General features: G+C 64.3%; 18 protein-coding genes. 11 read left to right on the forward strand and 7 right to left on the reverse strand.

Annotated elements, in window-relative coordinates; all coding sequences use genetic code 11:
* Window positions 1-71 precede the first annotated feature (71 nt).
* Window positions 72-1937, forward strand: a complete 1866-nt coding sequence (locus LB532_RS16850) for a hypothetical protein (RefSeq protein ID WP_140643744.1) — start codon at window positions 72-74, stop codon at window positions 1935-1937.
* Here LB532_RS16850 and LB532_RS16855 read toward each other — a convergent pair.
* The 4 genes from LB532_RS16855 to LB532_RS16870 form a co-directional block, all read right to left on the reverse strand.
* Complete coding sequence (locus LB532_RS16855; protein ID WP_140643746.1) at window positions 1922-2629, reverse strand: SDR family NAD(P)-dependent oxidoreductase; 708 nt, start codon at window positions 2627-2629, stop codon at window positions 1922-1924. The genes LB532_RS16850 and LB532_RS16855 overlap by 16 nt on opposite strands.
* A 211-nt stretch (window positions 2630-2840) precedes the next feature.
* Window positions 2841-4421 carry a 5-guanidino-2-oxopentanoate decarboxylase gene (locus LB532_RS16860; protein WP_140643748.1) on the reverse strand — a complete coding sequence of 527 codons (1581 nt, stop codon included), beginning with the start codon at window positions 4419-4421 and terminating at the stop codon, window positions 2841-2843.
* Window positions 4421-5092, reverse strand: coding sequence for a TetR family transcriptional regulator C-terminal domain-containing protein (locus LB532_RS16865; protein WP_140643750.1), 672 nt, complete (start codon window positions 5090-5092; stop codon window positions 4421-4423). The genes LB532_RS16860 and LB532_RS16865 overlap by 1 nt, the downstream gene beginning before the upstream one ends.
* Window positions 5062-5934, reverse strand: a complete 873-nt coding sequence (locus tag LB532_RS16870) for a dimethylarginine dimethylaminohydrolase family protein (RefSeq protein ID WP_140643752.1) — start codon at window positions 5932-5934, stop codon at window positions 5062-5064. Before LB532_RS16870 ends, LB532_RS16865 begins: the two co-directional genes overlap by 31 nt.
* A gap of 211 nt (window positions 5935-6145) precedes the next feature.
* Between LB532_RS16870 and LB532_RS16875 the strand changes: the two genes are divergently transcribed.
* From LB532_RS16875 to LB532_RS16905, 7 genes are all read left to right on the forward strand, one after another.
* Complete coding sequence (locus tag LB532_RS16875) at window positions 6146-6961, forward strand: ABC transporter ATP-binding protein (protein WP_140559774.1); 816 nt, start codon at window positions 6146-6148, stop codon at window positions 6959-6961.
* A gap of 53 nt (window positions 6962-7014) precedes the next feature.
* The gene (locus tag LB532_RS16880) at window positions 7015-7815 is read left to right on the forward strand and encodes a transporter substrate-binding domain-containing protein (RefSeq protein ID WP_140643754.1); all 801 of its coding nucleotides are present in this window, start codon (window positions 7015-7017) and stop codon (window positions 7813-7815) included.
* Between the two features lie 259 nt (window positions 7816-8074).
* Window positions 8075-8740 carry an ABC transporter permease gene (locus tag LB532_RS16885; RefSeq protein WP_140643756.1) on the forward strand — a complete coding sequence of 222 codons (666 nt, stop codon included), beginning with the start codon at window positions 8075-8077 and terminating at the stop codon, window positions 8738-8740.
* Window positions 8740-9549: an ABC transporter permease gene (locus tag LB532_RS16890; protein WP_140497262.1), complete on the forward strand. Its 810-nt coding sequence runs from the start codon at window positions 8740-8742 to the stop codon at window positions 9547-9549. Before LB532_RS16885 ends, LB532_RS16890 begins: the two co-directional genes overlap by 1 nt.
* Window positions 9550-9644: 95 nt before the next feature.
* On the forward strand, window positions 9645-10646 hold the full coding sequence (locus tag LB532_RS16895) for an Ldh family oxidoreductase (RefSeq protein ID WP_140643758.1): 1002 nt from the start codon (window positions 9645-9647) through the stop codon (window positions 10644-10646).
* Between the two features lie 237 nt (window positions 10647-10883).
* Entirely contained in the window at window positions 10884-11165 is a 282-nt protein-coding gene (locus tag LB532_RS16900; RefSeq protein WP_140643760.1) for a hypothetical protein, read from the forward strand.
* A gap of 278 nt (window positions 11166-11443) precedes the next feature.
* The gene (locus LB532_RS16905; protein WP_140643762.1) at window positions 11444-12418 is read left to right on the forward strand and encodes a complex I NDUFA9 subunit family protein; all 975 of its coding nucleotides are present in this window, start codon (window positions 11444-11446) and stop codon (window positions 12416-12418) included.
* Window positions 12419-12439: 21 nt separating this feature from the next.
* Here LB532_RS16905 and LB532_RS16910 read toward each other — a convergent pair whose 3' ends face one another.
* Window positions 12440-13810: a cytochrome P450 gene (locus tag LB532_RS16910; protein ID WP_140643764.1), complete on the reverse strand. Its 1371-nt coding sequence runs from the start codon at window positions 13808-13810 to the stop codon at window positions 12440-12442.
* A 230-nt stretch (window positions 13811-14040) separates the two neighbouring features.
* Here LB532_RS16910 and LB532_RS16915 point away from each other — a divergent pair, with 230 nt between their 5' ends.
* The 3 genes from LB532_RS16915 (at window position 14041) to LB532_RS16925 (ending at window position 18638) form a co-directional block, all read left to right on the forward strand.
* Window positions 14041-14610, forward strand: a complete 570-nt coding sequence (locus tag LB532_RS16915; protein ID WP_140643766.1) for an NADPH-dependent FMN reductase — start codon at window positions 14041-14043, stop codon at window positions 14608-14610.
* A gap of 413 nt (window positions 14611-15023) precedes the next feature.
* Complete coding sequence (gyrB, locus tag LB532_RS16920; RefSeq protein WP_140643767.1) at window positions 15024-17495, forward strand: DNA topoisomerase (ATP-hydrolyzing) subunit B; 2472 nt, start codon at window positions 15024-15026, stop codon at window positions 17493-17495.
* A gap of 225 nt (window positions 17496-17720) precedes the next feature.
* Window positions 17721-18638, forward strand: coding sequence for a hypothetical protein (locus tag LB532_RS16925; protein ID WP_140643768.1), 918 nt, complete (start codon window positions 17721-17723; stop codon window positions 18636-18638).
* A gap of 70 nt (window positions 18639-18708) precedes the next feature.
* Here LB532_RS16925 and LB532_RS16930 read toward each other — a convergent pair whose 3' ends face one another.
* Together LB532_RS16930 and LB532_RS16935 are read right to left on the reverse strand one after the other, a co-directional pair.
* Entirely contained in the window at window positions 18709-20106 is a 1398-nt protein-coding gene (locus LB532_RS16930; RefSeq protein WP_140643287.1) for an NAD(P)(+) transhydrogenase (Re/Si-specific) subunit beta, read from the reverse strand.
* Window position 20107: 1 nt separating this feature from the next.
* A partial coding sequence (locus LB532_RS16935; protein ID WP_181169540.1) for a proton-translocating transhydrogenase family protein occupies window positions 20108-20335 on the reverse strand: 228 nt, incomplete at its 5' end.

Genomic DNA, 20335 nt, shown 5'->3' on the forward strand with positions numbered 1-20335 from the left:
CGGCGGGTCTTTTTCTTTACGGGAACATAAACTTCCTCGCGTATTTGCTGGCGGTCCAACGGAATACTTCCATGAGCAATGGCGACGCCAACGCCGCTGCGCGACCTTCGTGGTTGCCAGGTCTTTATACCAGCTCGCCGGTCCTGTTCTGCTTTTTCGGAATGGCGATGCTGATGACCGCTCTGTGGTCCCTGGGCTTCCGGCTCAACAATGACTCCGACGATCTCCTCAAGCTGCACGAAATCCGTACCTTGCTTGAAACGGGCAACATCTTCGACCGGACGCTGCCCGGTATTGTCCAGCCCGAACCCTATGTCTCACACTGGCCGTGGATCGTCGACTTGCCCTACGCGGCCTTCGCGCGCCTGTTCGCCCCGTTTGCAGGCCCAGAGCCGGCTTTGATGCTGGCATGCTTCGCCGTCCCGCTGCTGCTGCTCGCACCCGCGCTTTATTTCTACAACCGGCTGGTGACCGCCATCGGCTTTGCCTATCCGGCCGTTGCATTCCCATTGGCTTTGATCTTTGCCGCGCGCAGTTTTTTCGAATTCGCCCCCGGACGGATCGACTACCACAATCTGCAAATCCTGCTTCTGCTGGCGGCCCTGGTGTTGATGCTGTCGCAGAGCCGCCTCTCCGCCTTCGTCAACGGGCTGCTGACGGCCCTGGCAATCGCCATCAGCAGCGAGTTCGCGCCGTTCTATGCCCTGGTGATGGCGGTCTATGCCTTTGATTGGATCTTCGACCGCGAGGGCGGTGAAAACAGGATCGCCGGTTTCGGGCTGGCCTTGACCGCCGGCGCAATCGGCCTGTTCGCGGCGATCGTGCCGCCCTCCGCCTATGACGCGGTCAGATGCGACACGTATTCGACGCCACATGTGACGGCACTGGCCGCGGCCGGGCTCTCATTCGCCATCGTGCCCTTGCTTGCGGGCCGGCGTGGAGGATGGCCGATGCGCACGGCCATTCTGCTGGTGTTCGCGGCGGCCAGCGCCGCGGCGCTAGCGAAGTTGTACCCGCAATGCCTGGCCAGCCCCTATGCCTGGCTCGACGCCTATGTTCGCGACAACATGATCAACAGGATTCTTCAGGAGTTGAGCCTGTTCCGGCGCCCTGATGTCGTCCTGTCGACAGATTTTTTCAGCATGGCGCTGCTGTTTATCGGCGCGCTTGCGCCAGTCGTCATCTGCGCCAAGCCGCAAGGTCGAAGTCGGCCCATCATCATTTTGGCGCTGTTTTCGCTGCTCTCGCTGGCGCTTGCGATCGGTTATGTCCGCTACTACCGCTACCTTCCGATCTTTTCAGGCATCGGCCTCATTTTCTCGCTGGCGAGCCTCCTGCCGAATACGGGGTTGGGTCGCTATTTGAAATCTCCGGTGCCGGCGGCATCGAACAGATACGCATTGATCCTGCCCGGTCTCGTTTTGTCCGGGGCGATGCTGCTGTACCACCTGTCGGTAAAGCCGCCCGAAGCGGTGGTTCCCGCCGCCGAGTTCGCCGACAGCTGCTTTTCGAGCCGTTTTGAACCGAAGCAGAACTGGCCGTCTGGCGCCGTCGTTCTTTCTCCCCCGCTGATCGGCGCGCGTTTCGTGGCGCTCGCCGAAGGGCCCAAGGTGGTGACGATCCCCAATCACCCGTCAGCCAAGGGAATCGAGCGCAGCTATCGTTTTCTGGATCCGGCGACCGCCGACCCGCGCGCGATACTCGATGCCTCCAAGGCAACGCATGTCGCAATTTGCGCCTGGCGAGGCCCGCCATTGCCGGGGCTGGAAGCCGCCTATCCATTCGCGGCGGGGCTGATTGAAGGCCGGCCGCCGACATGGTTGCGGGAGTGCCCGACGGATGCTTCCTCGCCGCTGCGCTTCTACAGCTATCGCAATGCCGATGGATCGGATGCCGCCTGCCCTGTTTCAACGGCCTCCGCTCAAGCCCGGCCGTAGAGCGGTACCAGCGTGCCGCTCATCGCCTGGTTGGCGGGCGAGGCAAGGTAGGCGATGGCCTCGGCCGCCGCTTCGAGGCTGACCCATTTGCTGAAATCGGCATCCGGCATGTCGGCGCGGTTGGCCGGCGTGTCGAGCGTCGAGGGCGCCACCGCATTGACCAGGATGCCCTGGTGCTTCAGCTCTTCCGCCATTGCCACCGTCATCGCCGCTACCGCAGCTTTGGAGGCGGCGTAGGCGACCATGCCCGAGCCGCGGCGCGGATCGAGCCCGGCGCGTGCCGTGACATTGACGACGCGGCCGGCGGTGCCCGCCGCCAGCATCGAGCGTACCGCCGCGCGGCTGCACAGGAACGCGGTGCGGGCATTGGTATCCATCATCTCGGCAAAGGAGGCGGATTCGATCTTCTCCACCGGCGCCATGGCAAAGCCGCCGGCCAGATGGATCGACCCCCACAAGGCGGGAACCTGGGCATAGAAGGCTTCGACCTTGGCGGAGTCCGACAGGTCGACATTGTGTGCCAGCTTGACGTTCTCGTGCGTGGTGAAAGGGAAATGCGAAGGTGCCGCGGCATGGGCGTTCGGCACATGGCAAACCGCGCCCTCGCCCAGCAGCTTGCCGACGACCGCGCCGCCGAGCGCACCGGTCCCACCGGTCACAACGATATGCCTGCCCTGAAGTGTTTCCGTCATCCTGGACCGCTCCTGTCTTTTTTGATTATGTCGCTTGTTTCGCCGCGCCGACGCGAAGCGTCGCGCCTTTCATGCGATCACTCAATTGATATCTCGACATGGCAGCCGTCGCGTCTTTGCATGTGTCGGGCAGCGGCGATTGTTGCCGCGCAAAAGCCAAGCCGGCGAATGACCACGATGCAGGTTGGAGGATCGACGCCGGCGTGAAGCTTCAATCGACCGTGATTTCGATGATGCGCGGCAGCCCCGTTGCCCGGGCGCGCTTCAGCGCGAGCGACAAGGAGCCGACATCTGCGAGCCTTTCGGCGCCAATGCCATAGGCCTCGGCCAGTTTGCAGAAATCGGGCGGTGCCGGCGACACGCCGACGGGTTCCACGCCGACATCGAGCATCGAAGTCTCGATCTCGCGATAGCCCCTGTTATTCCAGACGACGAAGATGACGGGTGCTGCGGCATCGAGCGCCGCGCCAAGCTCGGGCAAGGTGAACTGGAAGCCACCGTCGCCGGTGAGGCAGACGACGGGCGCGTCGGGCATGGCGAGCGCCGCGCCCACCGCCGCCGGCGGGCCGTAGCCCAGCGCGCCGAAGCCGGTGGCGGCGTTGAACCAGCCGCCCGGCCGGTCGTGATCGTAATAGAGGTTGGCGGCATAGACGGGCTGGGTGGAGTCGCCGACGATGATCGCGCCCGGCAAGGCGTCGCGGATGGCTTCCACCGCATGGACCTGCGCCGCATGGACGGGGGTCAGTTCGGCGCGAGCCGCCTTTCGCGCCGCCGCGGCGCGGTTCTTCCCGTCTTCTCTGTCCTCGTCGACCGAGCCGAGCGCGGCAAGCAAGGCTTCGATCGCCTCGGCGCAGTCGGCCTGGATGGCCACCGTCGCCGGACGCCGCGCCAGCTGGTCGGCGCCGATGTCGATGCGGATCAAATTGGCCGGCAGGACAAATCCGCCATCGCCATAGCCGTCATAATCGGTAGGGCCGAACTCGGTGCCGGCGGCAATGACCAGATCGGCCTCGCCCATCAGCGCGCGCACGGCTTTCAGGCTGGGGCTGGCCGGTACGCAGAGCGGATGACGGTGGAGGAGGCCGCGCGCATTGGTCGTCTCGACGACCGGCGCGCCCAGCCTTTCGGCCAGGCGCCGCAGCGCATCCTCGGCGCGCTTGGCGCCGCCGCCGGCCAGGATGAGCGGGAGCCTAGCCGCCGCACAAAGGTTGGCCGCCGCGGCGATGGCCGTCGCCCCGGCAGCCGGTGGCGCCGCATTGCTCAGCACCGCCGCGATCCCATCGGCAGGCTTGACCATGACGTCGGTCGGAATCTCGATATGCACCGGGCCCGGTCGCGATGAGGAAAACAGCGCGAAGGCACGGGCGAGCGCGCCGGGCAGTTCGCCGGCCTCGGTGATGCGTTGCGAAAACAGCGCCACCTTTTCCATCATGCCGTGCTGGTCCGGCAGTTCGTGCAGGAAGCCCAGGCCCTTGCCCAGCGTCGGCGTGGCGTTGACGCCCGAGATCACCAGCATCGGCACCGAATCGGCACGCGCCTGTCCCATGGCGGTGATGGTGTTGGTCAGCCCCGGCCCGGTGATGACGAAGGCCACGCCCGGCCGGCCGCCGGCGCGCGCATAGCCGTCGGCCATGAAGCCCGCGCCCTGCTCGTGGCGCGGCGTGACATGGCGGATCCTCGACCGCGCCAGCCCGCGATAAAGCTCGATCGTGTGGACGCCGGGAATACCGAAGACGGTGTCGACGCCATGCGCCTCGAGCAGTGAAATCAACGCTTCGCCAATGGTGGTCATCAGTGTTCTCCCCTTTCCGGCTCGAGGCCGAGCTCGGCTTCGACAGCCTTGATCCCAATCGCCGCCAATTCGCCGGGCGAGAACATCTCGCCGGCCAGGCAGCCTTCGATCCAGAGTCCGTCGATGATCGCGTTGATCGCGATGGCATGGTGGCGCAACCGGCTTGCGTCCGGCTTGCACTGTTCGGCGGCAAGCACTTCGGCCACAACCGCCTCCACCTCGTTGCGAAAGCCGAGATAGCCTTCGCGGTGGGCACGGGCCAGGGTCGGATCCGCACCGGCGCGGCCGATGAAGGTTGCCCAGAGCGAAAAAACCCGCGCGTCGATGATCGGCGCGTTGAGGTTGGCGGTGACGAAAGCCGCAAGGCGTTGCCGCGGCGAGGCATCTTCCATGACCAATGCTGCTTTCGCCTGCTCGGTCATGCGGCCGACCAGTGCCGTATAGGCCTCCTGCAGCAATTCTTCCTTGCCGGGGAAATAGTGCCGGATCAGCCCGGCGGTGACACCGGCACGCAATGCGATGGTGCGCAAGGTGGCGCCCTGCAGTCCATGTTCGGCCACGCTGTCCAGAGTCGCCTCGATCAGATCCTGCCGCCGCCGCTCCTCGCCCTCGCGACGGAACTTGCGGCGGGATGGCGCATTCATTGGCGCAGGATCGGCCGCGTCAGGCATGTCGGCCCACCTTCGCAGGCGATGCAGAGCGCATCCGCCTCGAAGACTTCAACCATGCAGCCGGCCGCCTCCATCGCGGCCTTGGTCTTGGGAAAGCCTGCAACGGCAATGACCTTGAGCGGGCTGGTCGGCAGTACGTTAAGGCTGAGGCCGTTGGAAGCAGCGAACTCCCCGGCATCGCCTTCGACCAGCCGGATGCCGCGTGCCTTCAGCATTTGATAGAACGGGGCCGGCAAAAGCGGTGAATAAACCAGCGCGAGGTCGTCGGCCAACGGGCTGATCACCGACATCAGGTGCAGGCACGCCTCTTCGCCCTGCCACAGCGGCAGATCAAAGCCGTAGACGGAAACGCCCAGCGGCGTCAGCAGGTTGGAAACCTGCTGGATGCCTTCCTGGTTGGAGCGGACACCGCGCCCGATCGCCAGCGTGCGGGCGTCCACCCAGACACAATCACCGCCTTCGACCTGACCGGGAGCTTCGACGCGGCCGAGGATCGGAATGCCCAGCCTTGTGTAGGTTTCCTCATGCAGCGAGGGCTCCCTGGCGCGCAATGGCTTACCCATGGACAGGATCAGCGCGCCGCGGCCGGTCATCAGCGATGGGTCGTGCGTGAACACCGAATCCGAAAGTCCGTCGGCCTTGTCTTCGATCCATTCGATTTCAGCGCCGGAAGCCGCTACCAACTCGGCAAGGGCCGCGTGCTGCGAGGCAGCTTTCGCCGGATTGAACCCCGGGCCATAGTGCCAGGCAAATCTGTCGGCGTCGCGCATGGCGTTGGCCGCCGACCGCATCAGCACGCGCCGCAGCGTCGCCGCCATGGACTGTGATCCGAAAGCGCTCATCGGTGCCCTTTTTAGCTGAAAAAAATTGAGAAAATTTCATGAAAGGCTATTTATACACTTGCACAACAAGGCCGCAAGTGCCGTAATGAGCGGGATTGACGGGCTCGCGCTGTTGGGTCCATGCTGAAGTCTGGAGCGGGGCAGTACAGCGTATGTTGATTAGCCGGGTAGACGTTCGACGAGCTGCCATCGACTACACGGAGGTCACCTGTTGAGCACGGCGGGAGTTGCCGCAGCCCCATCCGGTGAGGCGCAAAATGGCGCCGCCGAAGCCATCCACGTCGAGAACCTGCACAAGAAATTCGGTGAGCTGCACGTGCTGAAGGGCGTCTCGCTGTCGGCGCGCGACGGAGAGGTCATCGCAATCATCGGCGGTTCGGGCTCAGGCAAATCGACGCTGTTGCGCTGCATCAACTGCCTGGAGAATCCGACAAGCGGCATCATTCGCGTCAATGGCGAGGAGATCAAGCTGAAGGCCGACAGTCACGGCCATACCGTGCCGGCCGACCGCAAGCAGATCGAACGCATCCGCTCCAAGCTCGGCATGGTGTTCCAGAATTTCAATCTGTGGAGCCACATGACGCTGATCGAGAACGTCATCGAGGTTCCCGTGCATGTGCTGGGCGTCAAGCGCGACGCGGCGATCGCCCAGGCCGAAAAGCTGCTCGTCCGCGTCGGCCTCGCCGAAAAGCGGGACGTCTATCCGGCCTACCTGTCGGGCGGCCAGCAGCAGCGCGCCGCGATCGCTCGCGCTTTGGCGATCAATCCGCGCGTCATGCTGTTCGACGAACCGACCTCGGCGCTCGACCCCGAACTGGTCGGCGAGGTGCTTAGAGTGATCGGCGACCTGGCGCGCGAAGGCCGCACCATGGTGCTGGTCACCCACGAGATGAAGTTCGCGCGCGAGGTCGCGACGCATGTCGTCTATCTCTACAATGGACTGGTCGAGGAGGAAGGCCCGCCGGAGCAGATCTTCGGCGCGCCCAGATCCGAAAGGCTCAAGCAATTCATCCGCAACATCGGCTAGCGAACCGAGGGCGGAAGAAAACCGGGAGCCAACAACAAACTGGGAGTCATGAAATGAAGACTGTTCTGAAGACGTTCGCCGCAGCGCTGCTGTTCGGCGTGGCCGCCATGGGCGTGGCCAAGGCCGATCCGGTCAAGATCGGCGTCGCCGCCGAGCCCTATCCGCCCTTCACCTCGCCGGATGCTTCGGGCAAATGGGTCGGCTGGGAGATCGAGTTCATCGACGCGGTCTGCGCCGAGGAGAAGCTCGACTGCGTCATCACGCCCGTCGCCTGGGACGGCATCATCCCGGCGCTGACCACCAAGAAGATCGACCTCATCGTCTCTTCGATGTCGATCACCGACGAACGCAAGAAGACGATCGACTTCTCGGATAAGTACTACAACACGCCGACAGCGATCATCGGACCGAAGGACCAGAAGTTCGGCTCCGCGCCGGACGATCTCAAGGGCAAGATCCTGGGCGTCCAGGTATCGACCGTGCATGCCGTCTACGCCAAGAAGCATTTCGGCGCCACGGCATCCGAGATCAAGGAATACCAGACGCAGGACGAGGCCAACAACGACCTTGCCGCCGGCCGCCTTGATGCCGTGCAGGCCGATTCCATCGCGCTTGGCGAGTTCCTCAAGACCGACCAGGGCAAGGCCTGCTGCGACCTGAAGGGCATGGTGGCTCCGGACGACGAAGTGCTCGGACCGGGCGTCGGCGCCGGCGTGCGCAAGGAAGACACCGAGTTGAAGGAAAAGATCAACGCCGGCATCAAGGCGATCCGCGCCAATGGCAAGTATGACGAGATCTCGAAGAAATACTTCGATTTCGACATATATGGCGGCGGCGGCGCGCAGTCGAACTGACGTGGCGATGCCACGCAGTCGGACTGACGTGGCGATGCCACGCAGCCGGACTGACGACCATCGCATGGGCTGGAAGGCAAGGCGCTGACGCCAAGTCCTCCGGCCAACCTTTCCCACGCACCCTTGCCGCCGGCCGCTCGCGCCGGCGGATTGAGCCAGCAATCCGGGGGCGAAGCTGATCGATTCATTTCTTCCGGCCTCGGCGGCCGGCATCATCGAACTCCTGTCGCCCGCGCCCGTCGGCTGGGGCGGGACGCTCATGCTCGGGCTGCTGCATTCGCTTGAGATCGCCGTCGGCGCCACGATCGTCGGACTGTTGATCGGAACCGGCGGTGCCTATGGCAAGCTTTATGGCGGCCCCGTGGTGCGCGACCTGCTGGCGGTCTACACGACCATAGTGCGCGCGGTACCGGAACTGGTGCTGATCCTGCTCCTCTACTACGCCGGTACCGACCTGATAAACCAGATGCTGACCGCCATGGGCTATCAGCGCGTCGACATCAGCGGGCTGGTGGCCGGCATCGCGGTGCTCGGTTTCGTCCAGGGCGCCTACTCGACCGAGGTCATCCGCGGCGCCATCCTTGCCGTCCCGCAAGGCCAGATCGAAGCCGCCCGCGCCTACGGCATGTCTCCCGGCCTTCTCTTGCGGCGCATCACGTTGCCGGCAATGCTGCCCTTCGCCATTCCGGGTCTCGCCAATCTCTGGCTGATCGCCACCAAGGATACGGCGCTGCTGGCCGTGGTCGGTTTCTTCGAACTGACGTTGGCGACGCGGCAGGCGGCGGGCGTCACCAAGGCCTATCTGATATTCTATCTCGCGGCCGGCATGCTCTATCTGGCCGTGACGCTGTTTTCGAACCTCATTCTTGGTCGCGTCGAGAAATGGGCGCGACGCGGCATGCCATCGATCAAGGAAGCGCGCTGATGGCGAGCGAAGCGGCCATCATCAACAGCGCGGCCCGCGCCTCGCTCTGGCTGCAGCCGCATCGTATCGTGCTGATCCTGATTGCGCTCGGGCTGGTGCTGTCCGCGGCCTTCTTCATGCGCTGGGACTGGCTGCCGCAATATTACGGCCTGGCCCTGCTCGGCATCTGGCGCGCGCTGTGGATCCTGGCCGTTACTTGCCTGTTGGGCTTCCTGATCGCGGTGCCGGTCGGATTGGCACAGGCCGGCGGCCCGATCTGGTTCGCGGCGCCGGCGAAGGTCTTCTGCACCGTCATCAGGGGAACGCCGCTGCTGTTACAGCTGTGGCTGCTCTACTACGGGCTGGGTTCGTTGTTTCCGCAATATCCGTGGATCCGCGAATCCTGGATGTGGCCCTATCTCAGGCAGGCATGGCCTTATGCCGTCCTGGCGCTGACGCTCTCGTTCGCGGGCTACGAGGGCGAAGTGATGCGCGGCGCCTTTGCCGGCGTGCCGAAGGGGCAGCTCGAAGCCGCACGTGCGTTCGGCATGAGCCGCTGGAAGATCTTCCGGCGTATCTGGCTGCCGCAGGCCTTCTACCGGGCGCTGCCGACGCTGACCGGGGAAACCGTGCTGCAGCTGAAATCGACGCCGCTGGTGGCGACCATCAGCGTCATCGACATCTTCGCCGTTTCGTCGAAGGTCAGACAGGACACTTACCTCACCTATGAGCCCTTGCTGCTGCTTGCCTTGATCTATATGGCGATCACCGGCATTCTGGTCTTCGCCTTCGGCAGGATCGAGGCGCGGATTCCGAACAAGATCGGGTAGGACCTAGTGAGCAGGGATTAGTGAGTAGGAAGTGGCTAGCCGCCACCACCCATTGCTGACTACTCACTACTCACTACTCACTAAAGGCAATCGCCATGCAACTCAGTCTCGAACAGGCAACCGGGCTGTGCCGCATGGCGGCGCTGGGTGCGGGCGCCAACGAGGAAGCGGCGCAATCGCTCACCGCCTCGATCATATCGGCCGAGGCGGAAGGACTCTCGACCGTCGGGCTGTCGCATTTCATAGACTATCTCGAAGCGCTGGAGGCCGGACGCATCGACGGTAATGCCGATCCGGTGATCACCCGGCCGGCGCTCGCAGTCTATCTTTCCGATGCGCAAGGCGGGCTGGCGCACACCGGCTTCGACCGCACGCTCGAGGACCTTGCCAAGGCGGCAAGACTGTTCGGCGTCGCCATCTTCTCGCAGAAGAATGCCTATACGTGCGGTGCCCTAGGCTACTTTACCGGAAGGCTGGCGGCGCAGGGGCTGGTCTCCTTCGCCGCCACCAACGGCCCGGCGGTGCTTGCCGGTTCGGGCTCGGTCAAGCCGGTCTATTGCACCAACCCGATGTCCTTCGCCGCACCCGCGGCCGACGGCCCGCCGCTGGTCATCGATCAATCGTCGAGCGCTACCGCCTTCGTCAATATCCGCAAGGCGGCCGAGGACGGCAAGAAGATCCCCGAAGGCTGGGCGCTCGACGCCAGCGGCAATCCCACTACAGATCCGGCCGCAGCCATGAAAGGCGCCATGCTCGCCTTCGGTGGCCAGCGCGGCGCCAACATCGCGCTGATGGTCGAGGTGCTGGCGGCGGGTCTGTCGGGCGCAAACTGGTCGCTCGATGCGCCCTGGTTCACCGGCGGCCCGGACAATCCCGGCACCGGCCTGTTCGTGCTGGCCGTCGAGCCCAAGCTGGTCGATCCGGATTTCGAGCAGCGGATGAAGGATCAGCTCGACCGGCTGCGTCGGCGCTACGGCGTGCACGTGCCGGGCCGCTCCCGGGCCGAGGCGGCGGAGAAGGCCGCGGCACGAGGCATCAACGTGTCCAAGGCCGTGGTGCAGCGCATTTCCGAATTCGCCGAGCGTTATTCGGCCTAAAATAATTTCTTCTTTTCAGCTCATTAGCCGCCGGCCTCCTGCCCGCGGCATGGCTATGCGTTTTTTTTCGCGCGCGGTCTGAACCTTTTCGAGCGTCGGGGCGACCAATGCGTGTCCAGGGCAGGATGAGCTTGCCCGATCCAGACCGGGGAACAGCACGTCACATCGAAACCTGCTCCACGCCAAGGCATGCCCTTCGCGTCCCCGAAAAACCAACCTCAATGAAAGGAAACCATCATGACCAGCACCAAGACCACCATTCTGACCGCCGTCCTTCTCCTCGGCTCGTTCATGGGCGCTACCCAGGCGGCCAACTTGAAGGCCGCGCCGATCAAGCCGTCCAGTCCAGGCGTCATCGCCGCGCCGGGCGGCGGCGCCACCGAGGACCACTATTGCAAGAACGGCCACGCGAAATTCGCCAGTTGCAGCGCCGATTTCATCGCGGCCTGCAAGAAGGTCGGTGGCACCATGTCGGATGTCCAGGGCTGGGGTGGGCGTACTTGCTTCACGCCCTCCTGATACCGTCTCAGGTCAGGCCGCTCTGTCGGCCCCTGGCTTCGCATGGATGTCATCCGGAAAACCCCGCCTCGGCGGGGTTTTCTGCGTCAGGCAAGGCGTTCTGAAGCGCTTTTGTCCCGACGCAATTCCCAAGCTGTTTTCCTGGGAAAGCCGCTTCACACTTTTCCTGGAATTGCTCTGAGAACCAGGGCGGCAGCGACGACGCGTCACCCTTTGCGTTTGACGCGAAACGGATTATGAAACGGCTTCAGCCAAGCTTTCGAGCGCCGGAGCCAGCCATGACCGAAATCCTGCAGACCCCCAAGCTCGTCGTCATTTTCGGCGGGTCTGGCTTTGTCGGCCGCCACGTTGTGCGGGCCTTGGCCAAGCGCGGCTATCGCATCAGGGTCGCCTGCCGCCGGCCCGATCTCGCCGGCCATTTGCAGCCGCTCGGCAATGTCGGCCAGATCCAGCCGGTGCAGGCCAATGTGCGCGTGCGCTGGTCGGTCGATCGCGCCCTGCAGGGTGCCGATCACGTCGTCAATCTGGTTGCCGTGCTGCATGAGAGCGGCCGACAGAAATTCACGGCCGTGCACGAATTCGGCGCTCGCGCGGTGGCCGAAGCGGCACGCGCCGCCGGCGCCGGCCTGACCCATATTTCGGCCCTGGGCGCGGACCTGGAAGCCGCATCCAACTATGCACGCACCAAGGCCCTTGGTGAAAAGGCCGTTCTGGAGACGATCAAGGACGCCGTCATCCTGCGGCCGTCGATCAATTTCGGGCCGGAAGATAATTTCTTCAATCGCTTCGCCAACATGGCGCGTTATTCGCCGGCACTGCCGCTGATCGGCGGCGGCTACACCAAGTTCCAGCTGGTCTATGTCGGCGACGTCGCCGAAGCGGTGGCGCGCTCGGTCGATGGCAAGGTCAAGGGCGGCCAGATTTACGAGCTTGGCGGCCCGCAGGTGCTTACTTTCAAGGAAAGCATGCAGGAAATGCTCGCGGTGATCGAGCGCAAGCGCCTACTGGTTCCGGTGCCGTGGTGGGTGGCGAACCTGCAGGCGTCGATCCTGGGCCTCTTGCCCAACCCGCTACTGACCAAGGATCAGGTGCTGCAATTGCGCGAGCACAATGTCGTGTCGGAGGAGGCCGCCAGGGCCAACCGCACGCTTGTCGGTCTCGGCATCCAGCCGCAGGCGCTCGGCACGATCCTGCCCAGCTATCTCTGGCGTTTTCGCGCGGCCGGCCAGTTCCAGCGCAAACCGGCGGTCTGAACATCGGCCGATGGCGGGCGATTACAGGCGCGAGGTGATCCGCATGGGCAGCCCGCCTTGGGGCTGGGTGGTCAGCTTCTGGACCGGCCACGGCCTGGTTTGCGCGATGGAATCGAAGCGGAAACGCGACAGCAGGACGGCGAGCGCGATGATCGCTTCCTGCATGGCGAAGCTGGCGCCGATGCAGACGCGCGGCCCGGCGCCGAACGGCAGATACTGAAAGCGGTCGATCTTTTCGCGGTTTCCAGGATGGAACCGCTCCGGCATGAACGCGTCCGGCCTGTCCCACAACTTCCTGTGACGGTGGACGACCCAAGGCATGACCAGCACGGCGGCGCGCCTCGGGATGTGGAGACCCCTCCAGTTTTCCGGCTCGATCGGCTCGCGGTTGATAGACGGCGCCGGCGGATAGAGCCTGAGCGCCTCGTCGAAGGCGGCGCGGGTGAGCGGCATAGCGTCCAGCCATTTCGTCGGATCGGGCTCGCGCGCCAGCACGGCATCGATCTCGCGCTCGATCTTTTCCCGCTCCCATGGCGCCTCGGCCAGGCAATAGAGCGTCCAGCCCAAGGCTCGCGCCGTGGTCTCATGGCCGGCGCCAATGAAGGTGATAATATTGTCCTCGACTTCCGGGCGTGTCAGCCCCTCCGGCCCCTCGGCCTTGAGCAGGAGCGTCAGGAAATCCTGCGGCACGGCATCGGCATCGCGCCTGAATTTTTGTTCGCGTATCTTGACCGTATCGCTGACGATCTTGCGGAAATAGGCCATGGTCTTGCGGCCGCGGATGCGGGTAAGCCGCGGCAGCCATTCGGGCGCGCGCAGCAGGTCTAGCGGATCGACGCGGCCCATGGTCTCGAACAGCCGGTCGATCTCCTTGGCGAAACTGCCCGGCTCCCCCGCGATCTCGCCGGAGAAAAGCGTCTCGGCCAGGATGTCGTAGGTCAGCAGTGTCATGTCGTGGGCGATGTCGGAGGTGCCGCCATCCTCGTAGCGAGAGGCGAATTCGAGCGTGCGCTTGAGCATCGGCCCGGCGAAACCAAAGATGTGACGCGGCGTGAACACCGGCGCCATCGCCTTGCGCGAACGCTTCCAGACCTCGCCTTCGGCCGTCAGCAAGCCGTCGCGCAGGATTGGCCGCAGGATCAGCTGGCGCACCGTCGCCATCTTGTAGTTCCTGGCATTGTCGACCAGGACATGGCGAATGAGGCCGGGGTCGTTGGCGATGACCAGCGGTCCGCCGACGCCGTTCACCGATATCCAGGGCTCGTTGTAGGTCGGCTCGCCCCACAGTTCGAGCGGGTTGCGGTAGACGATGCGCATCATCTCCAGCGTCGAGGGCGGCGATGTGCGCGGCCTCGGCGCCGGCGGAACGAAGGGGGCGGGCTGGGTGTCCATGGCTGCTCCGCTGGCAAGCGCGTCGCGCTACTCCTTGCCTCCGTCCAATGTAGTGACTGACGCACGGCGCGTCCATGCGACAGACGGTAAAAGCCGTGGCCTCGAAGGGACAGAGCGATGCTCCCATCATCTGATTGTGACCGCCCGCCAAACGGCGCGGTCTTGTCCATGACGGCGCTCTGCCGTAGGTCACGGTCACCAACAGATACCGTCAATCGAAGGAGCCCGCCTTGAAGCACCAGTTGAACATCATCATCGGCAGCACCCGGCCGGGCCGCGCCGGACCGGTTTTCGCGTACTGGCTGGAGCGGTTCGCGCGCGAGCACGGCAAGTTCGAACCGGTGCTGACCGACATCGCCGCCTTCGATCTGCCGGTGCTGGACGAGCCGCACCATCCCAGGCTCGGCAACTACCTGAACGATCATACCAAGGCCTGGTCGAAGGCCGTCGATGCCGCCGACGCCTTCGTCTTCGTGGCACCGGAATATAATTACTTCGTCGCACCGGCCATCGTGAACGCGATCGACTATCTCTCGCGCGAATGGAAATACAAGCCCGCCGCCATCTTCAGCTATGGCGGCGTTTCCGGCGGCCTGCGCGCGGCACAGGCGCTCAAGCCGCTTCTGACCTCCGTCGGCGTCATGCCGGTTCCGGAAGGCCTCGCGCTGCCGCTGTACCAGAAGCTGCTGGGAACCGATGGCTCCTTCGAAGCCAGCGAGCAGGTGCAGGGCGGGGCAAAAACCATGCTGGACGAGCTGCTGCGCTGGAGCGAGGCGCTGAAGCCGATGCGCGCCGGCTGATGCAAGCCGACACGCCCGCGCCGTAAACAGGCGGAATCTCGGCAAACGACTGAACCGTGGGCGGTTCGGCCTACATTTGCCATGCGCTTTACTGCCGGTGCTTTTGATCGCCGTCATCGCGGCGGCGGAAAGGCACTTGCGCAAGCTCTGGCGGCTGGCGACCCAGCCAATGCCGAGCGGCCGGAAGGGGCAGCCGGCGCCAAGATGGAAGTTCACGATCAAAATTCCTGCGCGACCGGCTGGCTAAGGTCAAAGCCTCTCGCCAATAGCTGGCCGACAGTGCGCTTTTCCGCCCGAAAATGCCTGCAAACCTTGGAAAAACCACCTTTAAGGCCTATATCTGGGCGATATTGAAAGCGCGATTCGGGGCGATTTTTCGCGCTCCACCAGCCGCCTCTAGACAACAGGTTTTCATGAGCGACCAGACTGAGAACGCCAACGGCGCCGAAGCCGAATACGGCGCAGATTCCATCAAGGTTTTGAAGGGCTTGGATGCCGTCCGCAAACGGCCCGGCATGTATATCGGCGATACCGACGACGGCTCGGGCCTGCACCACATGGTCTATGAGGTCGTCGACAACGCCATCGACGAGGCGCTGGCCGGCCATGCCGACCTCGTCACGGTGACGCTCAATCCCGACGGTTCGGTCACCGTCATCGACAATGGGCGTGGCATTCCCACCGATATCCATCCCAGCGAAGGCATTTCGGCAGCCGAAGTGATCATGACGCAGCTGCATGCCGGCGGCAAATTCGACCAGAACTCCTACAAGGTGTCCGGCGGCCTGCACGGCGTCGGCGTCTCGGTGGTCAACGCCCTGTCGGCCTGGCTGAAGCTCAAGATCCGCCGCAATGGCCAGATCTTCGAGATGAGCTTCACGCACGGCAATGCCGACGCGCCGCTGAGCGTCACCGGCACCTACGAGCAGAACAAGCAGCCCGGCACCTATGAAGGCCGCAGCGGCAGCGAAATCACCTTCTTTCCGTCGTCCGAGACCTTCACGATGGTCGAGTTCGACTACGGCACGCTGGAGCACCGGCTGCGCGAGCTCGCCTTCCTGAACTCCGGCGTGCGCATCGTGCTGACCGACGCCCGTCATGCCGACATTGTGAAGCATGAACTGCACTATGACGGAGGCCTCGAAGAGTTCGTCAAATATCTCGACCGGGTGAAGAAGCCGCTGATCGAGAAGCCGATCGCCATCCGCGCCGAGCGCGACGGCATCACCGTTGAGGTGGCGATGTGGTGGAATGACAGCTACCACGAGAATGTGCTGGCCTTCACCAACAACATCCCGCAGCGCGACGGCGGCACGCATCTCGCCGGTTTTCGCGGCGCCCTGACGCGTCAGATCACCGGGTATGGCGATTCCTCTGGCCTGACCAAGAAGGAAAAGGTCTCGCTGATCGGCGACGATTGCCGCGAGGGACTGACGGCAGTGCTGTCGGTCAAGGTCCCCGACCCGAAATTCTCCTCACAGACCAAGGACAAGCTGGTCTCCTCGGAAGTCCGGCCCGTGGTCGAAGGGCTGGTCAACGAGGCGCTCGGCACCTGGCTCGAAGAGCATCCTAGCGAAGGCAAGGTCGTGGTCGAGAAGGTGATCCAGGCCGCGGCGGCGCGCGAGGCCGCGCGCAAGGCGCGCGACATCACCCGCAAGACCTCGCTGGGCGTCACCTCGCTGCCCGGCAAGCTTGCCGACTGCCAGGAACGCGATCCGGCGAAGTCCGAGATCTTCATCGTCGAGGGCGATTCGGCCGGCGGCTCCGCCAAGGGCGGCCGCTCGCGCCAGAACCAGGCCATCCTGCCGCTGCGCGGCAAGATCCTCAATGTCGAGCGCGCCCGCTTCGACCGCATGCTCAGTTCCGACATGATCGGCACGCTGATCACCGCGCTCGGCACGTCGATCGGCAAGGACGAGTTCAACGCCGACAAGCTGCGCTATCACAAGATCATCCTGATGACCGACGCCGATGTCGACGGCGCGCATATCAGGACGTTGCTGCTCACCTTCTTCTTCCGGCAGATGCCGGAATTGATCGAACGCGGCCATCTCTATATCGCCCAGCCGCCGCTTTACAAGGTAACGCGCGGCAAGAGCTCGCAATACATCAAGAACGAAAGCGCGTTCGAGGAATTCCTGATCGGCTCGGGGCTGGAAGAAGCCTCGCTCACGCTCGGCTCCGGGGAGGTTCGCGCCGGGCAGGACCTGCGGGCGGCAATCGACGATGCGCTTGCCGTGCGCCAACTCATCAACGGCCTGCACACGCGCTACAACAGGGGCGTCGTGGAACAGGCGGCGATCGCCGGCGGGCTGAACGCCGACATCGTCGCCGATCTTGGCCGCGCCAACGCGATGGCGGAGCGGATCGCGCAGCGTCTCGATATCATTGCCGAGGACACCGAGCGCGGCTGGACCGGCCGGATGTCGACTTCGAATGAGGGTATCGGCGGCTATGTCTTCGAACGCACGGTGCGCAGCGTCAAGGAATACGCCCATCTCGATATGGCGCTGATCAATTCAGCCGATGCGCGACAGCTCGACCGCTACGCGCAGCGGCTCAGCGACGTCTATGGGACACCGCCCATGCTGCGCCGCAAGGACGTCTCGGAAAGCATCTCGGGACCGTTGGCGCTGCTCACCGCGGTGTTCGCGACAGGCCGCAAAGGCCTGACCATGCAGCGCTACAAGGGCCTAGGCGAGATGAACGCCGAGCAGCTTTGGGAAACCACGCTCGATCCGAATGTGCGTTCGCTGCTGCAGGTCAAGGTCAGCGATGCGACCGACGCCGACAGCCTGTTCTCGCGCCTGATGGGCGACGAGGTCGAGCCGCGGCGCGAGTTCATCCAGGACAATGCGCTGTCGGTGGCCAACCTCGACATCTAGGCGCATGGACCGGAGATCATTGGCGCGCATCGGTCGCGCCAATGTTTCCTTTGCGAGATTCATTCGAGCGACCGGAACGGAAGCTTCTTTCCAGCATTGTGGCAGTATCGATCACAATTCCTGACGAAGGAGGCCTCCATGGGACGTGGTATCTTGCTCTGGTTACTCGGGGTTCCGATCCCGATCATCCTTCTCATCATGCTTTTCGCGCGATAGGGGGCTGTCATGCAGTCCACCCTGTCGATCACGGATGATCCCGACGCGGTGGAATCATCCGCCACCGCCATCAGCTGGGGCCCGATCATCGCCGGCGCCTTCGCCGCCTCGACATTGACCTTCATCCTGATGCTGCTCGGCTCCGGCCTGGGGCTGAGCATGGTTTCACCCTGGTCGGGCTCGGGCGCCTCGATCACCACTTTCGCGGTGTCGACGGCGGTCTGGTTGATCGTCGTGCAATGGCTGTCGTCGGGCCTCGGCGGCTATCTTGCCGGCCGGCTGCGCACGAAATGGGTGGGCGTCCATACCGACGAGGTTTATTTCCGCGATACGGCTCATGGTTTCCTCGCTTGGGCGCTGGCGACACTGCTGGTCGCGGGCGTGCTCGGCTCGGCGCTGTCCGCTGCTGTGGGTACCGGTGTCCAGGCCGTGTCCAACGTGGCCTCCGGCGCGGCCCAGGGCGCTTCCGCCGGTGCGGCGGCCAATGCAGGCGGGGCATCGACGGACAATGCCACATCGTATCTGGTGGACTCGTTGTTCAGGCCGGCGGACGCGGCGAGACTGGCGGCCGCCAATCCGCAAAACGACGCGGCGGCGGCAGCGCAGGCATCCCGCATCCTGATCGCCAGCGCTGCGGCTGGCGAGGTTTCGCCCGAGGACAAGACATACCTGTCGCAGCTGGTCGCGGCACGCACTGGCCTGTCGGAAACAGACGCCAAGACGCGTGTCGATACGCTGCTGGCAAAGGCGCAGGACGCCAAGGCCAAGGCCCAGCAGGCGGCCGATACCGCCAGGAAGGCGAGCGCCACATTCGCGCTTCTTGGTGCCCTGTCGCTGGTCATCGGCGCCTTCATCGCCAGCGCCGCGGCCGCTCTCGGCGGCAGGCAGCGCGACGACGAGGAGGCCGTGTTCCTGACCAGCCGTTGAACATCGTCTCAAGTTCGAAACTGAAGAAGCCCGGCGAGCCGGGCTTCTTCATGCGGACGATGTGATCGGGTCAGTGGTCCATGGCCTTGACGATTTCCTCGGTCATCTTCTTGGCGTCGCCGAGCAGCATCATGGTGCCGTCCTTGTAGAACAGCGTGTTGTCGATGCCGGCATAGCCCGAGCCGAGCGAGCGCTTGACGAACAGGCAGGTGCGCGCCTTGTCGACGTCGAGGATCGGCATACCGTAAATCGGTGAGCTCTTGTCGTCCCGCGCGGACGGGTTGGTGACGTCGTTGGCGCCGATGACATAGGCGACGTCGGCCTGCGCGAATTCGGAATTGATGTCCTCGAGCTCGAACACTTCGTCGTAAGGCACGTTGGCTTCGGCCAAGAGCACGTTCATGTGGCCCGGCATGCGGCCGGCCACGGGGTGGATGGCGTATTTGACGTCGACGCCATTGGCCTTGAGCTTGTCGGCCATCTCGCGCAGTGCGTGCTGCGCCTGCGCGACGGCCATGCCGTAGCCCGGCACGATGATGACCTTCTGCGCGTTCATCATCAGATAGGCGGCATCGTCGGCCGAGCCCTGCTTGACCGTGCGCTCGATCCCGTCATCGGCTTGAGCCGCCGTCTCGCCGCCGAAGCCGCCGAGGATGACGGAAATGAAGGAGCGGTTCATGCCCTTGCACATGATGTAGGACAGGATGGCGCCCGACGAGCCGACCAGCGCGCCGGTGATGATCAGCGCCAGATTGCCGAGCGTGAAGCCGAGCGCGGCCGCCGCCCAGCCGGAATAGGAATTGAGCATCGACACCACGACCGGCATGTCGGCGCCGCCGATGGGGATGATGAGCAGCACGCCCAGCACCAGCGATGCGGCAACGATGAGCCAGAAGACGAGCTTCGATTCGGTGGAGACCAGAAGCACGATCAGCACGACCAAGGCGATGCCAAGCGCGATGTTGATGAGATGGCGGCCGCCGATCATGATCGGCTTGCCGGACATGCGCCCGTCAAGCTTCAGGAAGGCGATGACCGAGCCGGTGAAGGTGATGGCGCCGATGGCCACACCCAGGCTCATTTCGACCAGCGCCTGGGCGTGGATGTCGCCCGCCGTGCCGATGCCGAAGCTTTCCGGCGCATAGATGGCGGCGGCCGCCACCATGACGGCGGCAAGGCCGACGAGCGAGTGGAAGGCGGCGACCAGTTGCGGCATCGAGGTCATGGCGATGCGCCTGGCGGTGACGGCGCCGACGCCGCCGCCAATGGCAAGGCCGAGCACGATCAGGCCGAAGCGGCCGGCCGACGGGGTGGCCAAAGCCAGCGTGGTGGCGATGGCGATGCCCATGCCGATCATGCCGTAGAGATTGCCTTGCCGGCTGGTGGTCGGATGCGACAGGCCGCGCAGCGCCAGGATGAACAGGATGCCGGAAACGAGATAGAGGAAGGAGGCGAGATTGACGGTCACGTCACTTGTCCTTCTTCTTGTACATGGCCAGCATGCGCTGGGTGACGAGGAAGCCGCCGAAGATGTTGACCGACACCAGCATCAGCGCGACGAAGCCGAAGCCCGCGGCGACGCCCGAGGCGGCGATGCCGACGGCAAGCAGCGCGCCGACCACGATGACCGAGGAGATGGCGTTGGTGACGGCCATCAGCGGCGTGTGCAGCGCAGGGGTCACCGACCAGACGACGTA

Source organism: Mesorhizobium sp. ESP-6-2 (assembly GCF_020164675.1).
Taxonomy (GTDB): domain Bacteria; phylum Pseudomonadota; class Alphaproteobacteria; order Rhizobiales; family Rhizobiaceae; genus Mesorhizobium.